The organism is Sphaerobacter sp. (assembly GCF_019683595.1).
In the GTDB taxonomy this organism is placed as follows: domain Bacteria; phylum Chloroflexota; class Chloroflexia; order Thermomicrobiales; family Thermomicrobiaceae; genus Sphaerobacter.
Map to the genome: position 1 here is coordinate 1 of NZ_JADGHZ010000216.1, position 5,300 is coordinate 5,300.

4 protein-coding genes are annotated in these 5,300 nt (G+C 68.5%); all 4 read right to left on the reverse strand.

Translation table 11 applies throughout. From position 1 onward, the window contains the following. Nucleotides 1–707: 707 nt before the first annotated feature. Nucleotides 708–2,039, reverse strand: coding sequence for a type III PLP-dependent enzyme (locus tag IRZ30_RS15375; protein ID WP_294086405.1), 1,332 nt, complete (start codon nt 2,037–2,039; stop codon nt 708–710). Beyond that, the gene (locus tag IRZ30_RS15380; protein ID WP_294086406.1) at nt 2,023–3,597 is read right to left on the reverse strand and encodes an acyl-CoA ligase (AMP-forming), exosortase A system-associated; all 1,575 of its coding nucleotides are present in this window, start codon (nt 3,595–3,597) and stop codon (nt 2,023–2,025) included. The genes IRZ30_RS15375 and IRZ30_RS15380 overlap by 17 nt, the downstream gene beginning before the upstream one ends. Then, complete coding sequence (locus tag IRZ30_RS15385) at nt 3,594–3,842, reverse strand: acyl carrier protein (RefSeq protein ID WP_294086407.1); 249 nt, start codon at nt 3,840–3,842, stop codon at nt 3,594–3,596. Before IRZ30_RS15385 ends, IRZ30_RS15380 begins: the two co-directional genes overlap by 4 nt. A 397-nt stretch (nt 3,843–4,239) precedes the next feature. Beyond that, nucleotides 4,240–5,300 (reverse strand): hypothetical protein (locus IRZ30_RS15390; RefSeq protein ID WP_294086408.1); only part of this gene is annotated, 1,061 nt, incomplete at its 5' end.

Consider the following 5,300-nt stretch of genomic DNA (forward strand, 5'->3'; position numbering starts at 1 on the left):
ATCAAACTTCTAGAGCGGGCTGGGGTCGCAGTGAGCACAGCCCGGCATCGGGTCCGGCCGGTCGGCGCGTGCCCGGGCCTGGAGGCGCCGGGCTGACAACGAAAGCCGGCTGAAGCCGGCTGTGGAGTGCGGTGGCCCCAGCCGCCGCTTTGGTATGGCGCTGCCTCAGCCGCGCGCCGGGGTGGGTTCCTCACCGGTGTCAGCCCCCCGGGATGGGTGGTGCGAAGGATCCCTCGCCGTGACCCGTGCCCGGGGCTCATGGAGTTTCACGACTTAATCGGGCAACAGGCCGACGGACGCCCATGCGGTCTCCGACCCGTCAGCGACGTGGGCGAGGAATGCCGCCCGGCGCGACGCGACGGCGGAAAACGCCGCTCCGCGCGTGACTCCAGCGCCGACCTCCCGAGGCGAGCATTACCCGATTCAGTTGTGAAACTCCATAAGCCGCCGGGCTGAATATGAGTAAGCCCACTGAAGGGGCTGCGTTGGCGACATGCAGGCGTAGCCGATCCGGCAGTCTGCTGGGTACAAGTCGCAAGCCCCTTCAGTGGGCTTCGCCGTCGTCTCAGCCCGGTGGCTTTAGCCCCGGGCACGGGTCGGGCGGCGGGATCCAATGCCTGGGAATAAGCCCAGACCCGCCCCGGCCGGCTTTAGCCCCGGGCACACGCCACCGCACTGCCTGCCGTGGGTGCGAACCGTGCCCATCCCTACCGGGTGGGCAGCCCGCTCTGCCCGGACAGCACGTCCTCCGGTCGGCCTCCGGGCCGAAGGATGTGAATCTCCCCCTGCCAGACCAGCACCTCGGCCGGCTCCGGGTGGCTCAGGAAGCGCAGGCTGCTGGCACTGTAGCCGTACGCGCCGCTGTAGAAGACGCCGATGATGTCACCCGGCTGCGGCGGAGCCATCGGGATGTCCGTGCCGAACATGTCCAGCGGCGTGCAGCACGGACCGACCAGGTCCGCCTGTTCCAGCGCCGCGGAGGGATCGGCGCTCACATTGAGAATCGGGTACGGCTTGCGGAAGACCTGCCCCCAGTTCCCCGTCGCGCTGATGTGGTGGTTCATCCCGCCGTCGGTCACGACGAAGGTCTTGCCCCGCGACTGCTTTACGTCGACGACGCGCGTCAGGTAGACCCCCGCCTCGGCGACCAGATAGCGGCCGAGCTCGAGGATGAAGCGGGCACCGGTCAGTCGTGGGTCGGAGAGTCGCTCATCCAGCAGGGGACGGAACCCGGCGCCGAACCGCTCCAGGTCGAACGGCTCCAGGTGCTCGAAGTAGGGAATCCCGAAGCCGCCGCCGAAGTCGATCATCTCCAGCGGGCGGCCCGCCGCGTCCGCGACGCGCGTGGCGAGATCGAAGACGTTGCGGGCGTGCTCCACGAGCGCGTCGGCGTCGAACACCTGCGTCGCGGTGTAGACGTGGAGCCCGCGCAGCCGGAGCCGCGGCTTTGACTCGACCAACGCGACCGCCCGCTCCAGGTCCGCCTCGTCGAGCCCGAACTGGGTCGGCCTTCCACCCATTCGCATGTGGGAGCCGATGAGCGGCTGGGCCGGGTTGATCCGCAGCCCGATGCCGATGTCGCGCCCCTCATTCTCGGCAACCCGAGCGAGCCGCTCGATCTCGCCCAGCGACTCGACGTTGACCGCGAAGATGCCCGCGCGGACGGCACGCCGCAACTCGTCCTCAGTCTTCCCCGGACCGGCGAAGACAATCCGCTCCGGGTCGACTCCGGCCGCAAGCGCCAGGTGCAACTCACCCGCCGAGGCCACCTCGGCGCCGGCCCCGGCCCGAGCCAGGAGCTGGGTCAACGCCAAGCTGGGGTTGGCCTTGACTGAGTAAGCGACCTCGACATCCGGTCCCACCGCAGCCCGCACCCGTTCGAGCTGTTCCAGTACCACACCACCGTGGTAGAGGTAGCAGGGCGTCCCGGCACGCTCGACCACGTCGGCCAGAGACACGCCCCCGGGGCTGAAGACTCCGTGCTGCCAGCCTCCGAGCCGCTCGGCTGCGGCCAGTGCTCGGTCAACCTGCGTAGGCATCGCGCACCGCCTGACGGTCGATCTTGCCCGACGGCGTCCGGGGCAAGATCCCCTGGTGGATCTGGATCACCTTGGGCACCATGTACGGTGGTGCCTGCCGCAGACAGGCACGGCGCACCTCGTCGGCGGATGCCTCCTGGTCGCCGCGCAGGACCACCACCGCAACGATGTGCTGCCCGTGGTCAGGGTCGGGCATCCCGAAGGCGCAGGCCTCCTGCACCAACCCGGTGCCGATCAGCACGTCCTCCACTTCCTCGGGGCTCACCCGGTAGCCCTGGGTCTTGATCAGGTTATCCTTGCGCCCCACGAAGTGCAGGAATCCATCCTCATCCCGCCACACCAGATCGCCGCTGTAGACCACCCACTCGGGGTGCGGCAGCCCTGGCGGTGCGAAGGGGTTAGGACGGAACCGCTCCGCGGTGTCCTCCGGCCGGTTCCAGTAGCCGAGCGACACGGTTGGCCCGCGGTGCACCAGCTCGCCGATCTCGCCCGGCGCGCAATGCTCGTTCTTCTCGTTCAACACCCAGATGTCGGTGTTGGGAATCGGCTTCCCGATGCAGGCCGGGCCGCGGTCCCGCTCGTCGGGCGGCACGAACGTCGAGCGGAAGGCCTCCGTCAGGCCGTACATGAGGTAGATCTTGGTGTTCGGCAGCAACCGCCGGAGCTCCGCCACGTGCGCCGCCGGCACCTGACCGCCCGAGTTGGTGATGTAGCGCAGGGAGGTGAGCGGCCGTTCCTCCAGTTCCCGGCCCATCTGCACCAGCAGCCCCCACAGAGGCGGCACCCCGGCCAGACCCGTGATCTCGTACTCACGCAGCGCGCGGATCACATCGGCCGGGAAGGCAGAGCGCTGGAGCACCAGCGTCGCGCCCACCAGGAGAGCGGTGGTGAACTGGTTCATGCCGTAGTCGAAGCTGAACGGCAGCACCGACAAAATGCGGTCGTCCCTGGTGTTCTCCAGGTACGTCGCCACGATCTCGGCCCCGACGACGACGTTCCGCTGGCTGAAGACGACGCCCTTGGGCAGGCCGGTCGAGCCGGAGGTGTAAATGATGGTCGCCATGTCGTGCTCTTGCACCCGCGGCAGCGCCGCGCGGCCGGGATCCCCACGCAGCACCTCGGCCAGCGTCAGCCAGCCCCCGGCGCGCGGGACATCGGGCACCTGGTCGCCGATGACGAAGGCGCGCTCGGGCGCCTCCTCGCCGAGTCCGGCGAGCTTCTCCGCATCGCCGATGACGAGCCGCACATCGCAGTCGCGCAGGATGTGCAGGGCCTGGCGCGCCCGGAGGAGCGGGTTGACGTTCACATAGGCCGCGCCGGCCAGGGACGCGGCCACCATGGCGGCGACCGCTTCGAACGACTTCTCCGCGTAGATGGCGACGCGATCCCCCAGCCGCACGCCGTGCTCGACGAGCGCCGCGGCCATGGCCTCAGCCGCGCCGAGCAGGTCCGCGAAGGTGTACCGATCCGACCCGGAGACGACCGCGATGCCGCTCGGATCACGCTCGGCGGCGTTGCGAGCCATGTCGTGTAGCGTGAAGACTGCCCGATGCGTCATGCGCGCTTCCGATCCACCAATTCAGCGATCGCCTGGACCGACGCGAAGTTCTCCTCGCTCACGTCCATGTCGTCGATGACCACGCCGAACTGTTGCTCCAGGAAGAGGACCAGTTCCACCACCATCAGGGAGGTCAGCAGGCCGTCCCGGATCAACTGTTGGTCGTCGCTCACCGGCCGGCCGCCGGTGGCGTTGGCCATCAACCACTCGCGAATCGGACCCTTCACGGCGCCGTCCACCGTCATGTCGAACCCGCTCCTCTCTTCCCGGATGCAGAGGATGTGGCGGCACGCGCGCTGCACCCGGCGTACGCCGTCACTCACCCATCAGCTTGTATGCATCGCCAGAGCGAAACGCCCAGTTGGCCGCGTCCACCGCCGACTGGAGCGGCTCGGGATCGACCATCGTTCCCCGCAAGCGGGGATCCCGCTTGGGCGGAAAACATCCTGACCGCTGGACATGCGGAATAGAGCCGCACCTCCGGACATCGGGCGACCGGGGCCCAACGGGCGACGCCACGATACGATACCAGATCACCGCCGCCCCGGCCCGCGGGACGGACCAGGCCTGAGCCGCGATCGCCTGACAACGCGGCCGACGTGATCCTCGACGTCGTCGCGCACCCTGGTCGGATCGCATCCCCTACTCGACCCAGAAACTCAACTCCCCATCACCGGCGCTATACGCCCAGCTCAGCGGGTTCGTCGCCACCAACTGGAACTCGGGATCGGCGAACTTGACCTGCAAGGTATGCGTCTGCTTACGCGTGAAGAACCCCAGCCGCCACAGATCCCGCGGCAGCGGCGCCAGCGACGACAGCAGGAACCGGTACCGAATCAGGTGCGCGCCCATCTCCCGGAGGTGCCAAATCGAGGCGCGCAGCAACGCGGCGGCCACATCATGCCGACCGGGCAGAGCCGTGAGGTCCATGATGTACCCCGATCGGTCGGTAGCGGTCACGCGCAAGACGGCGTAGCCCACCAACTCGTCCCCCTCGAAGGCGCCCAGCAGCGGTCCCGCCGGCTGCGGCGACGAGGGTCCGTAGCGCCACTGCAAAAAGGCCGCGTCCTTCTCGGCGAGGCAGGCGATCCGCACCGTGAGGGACTCGAAGAAGCGGTCGAAGCGCTCGTCGAACGAGTCGAGCACCTTGACCGTCACGCCCTTCCGCCCCACAGTCAGCAGCCGGTCGGCCGCGCGGAGCGCCAGGTTGACACCGCCGTCGAGCGGACCCGGTAGCGACACCGGCAGCTTGGCCGTGGTCAAGATCTTGGCCGCGTACCGGAGATGGGTCACCTGGGTCGCACCCAGCCAGGTCTGCACCCGGATCACCGACGGCAACCAGTCGACACTGACGCAGTTCTCCACGTTCCGGAAGAACGCGCGCATCAGGCTGACCGCGTGGAATCCGTAGGCGGGATCGACCATGTAGTCGGTGGGAGTATGCGCGACGACGCGCTTCCCCCGGATGCGGTAGTACTGCGGCACCGCGCCCAGGAAGCCGACAACGCGGTCGCCGTCAGCCAGGACCCAACGGTGGAGATGCTCCGGGGCGAGCGGGTGGGACTCCAGCCAATGCCACACAGACGCGTGCCACTCCAGCCGCTCGTCGTCATGGCGGGAGTACACGGCAGCTCGCAGCCGGCTGATCTGGACCAGATCGCCCGGTTCATAGTTCCGCAGCACGACCATTACGGCTCGGCCCT

Coding starts and splice junctions, on each gene's coding strand:
- IRZ30_RS15375 (WP_294086405.1), bottom strand. CDS start 2,039: ATGCCTACGCAGGTTGACCGAGCACTGGCCGCAGCCGAGCGGCTCGGA.
- IRZ30_RS15380 (WP_294086406.1), bottom strand. CDS start 3,597: ATGACGCATCGGGCAGTCTTCACGCTACACGACATGGCTCGCAACGCC.
- IRZ30_RS15385 (WP_294086407.1), bottom strand. CDS start 3,842: ATGACGGTGGACGGCGCCGTGAAGGGTCCGATTCGCGAGTGGTTGATG.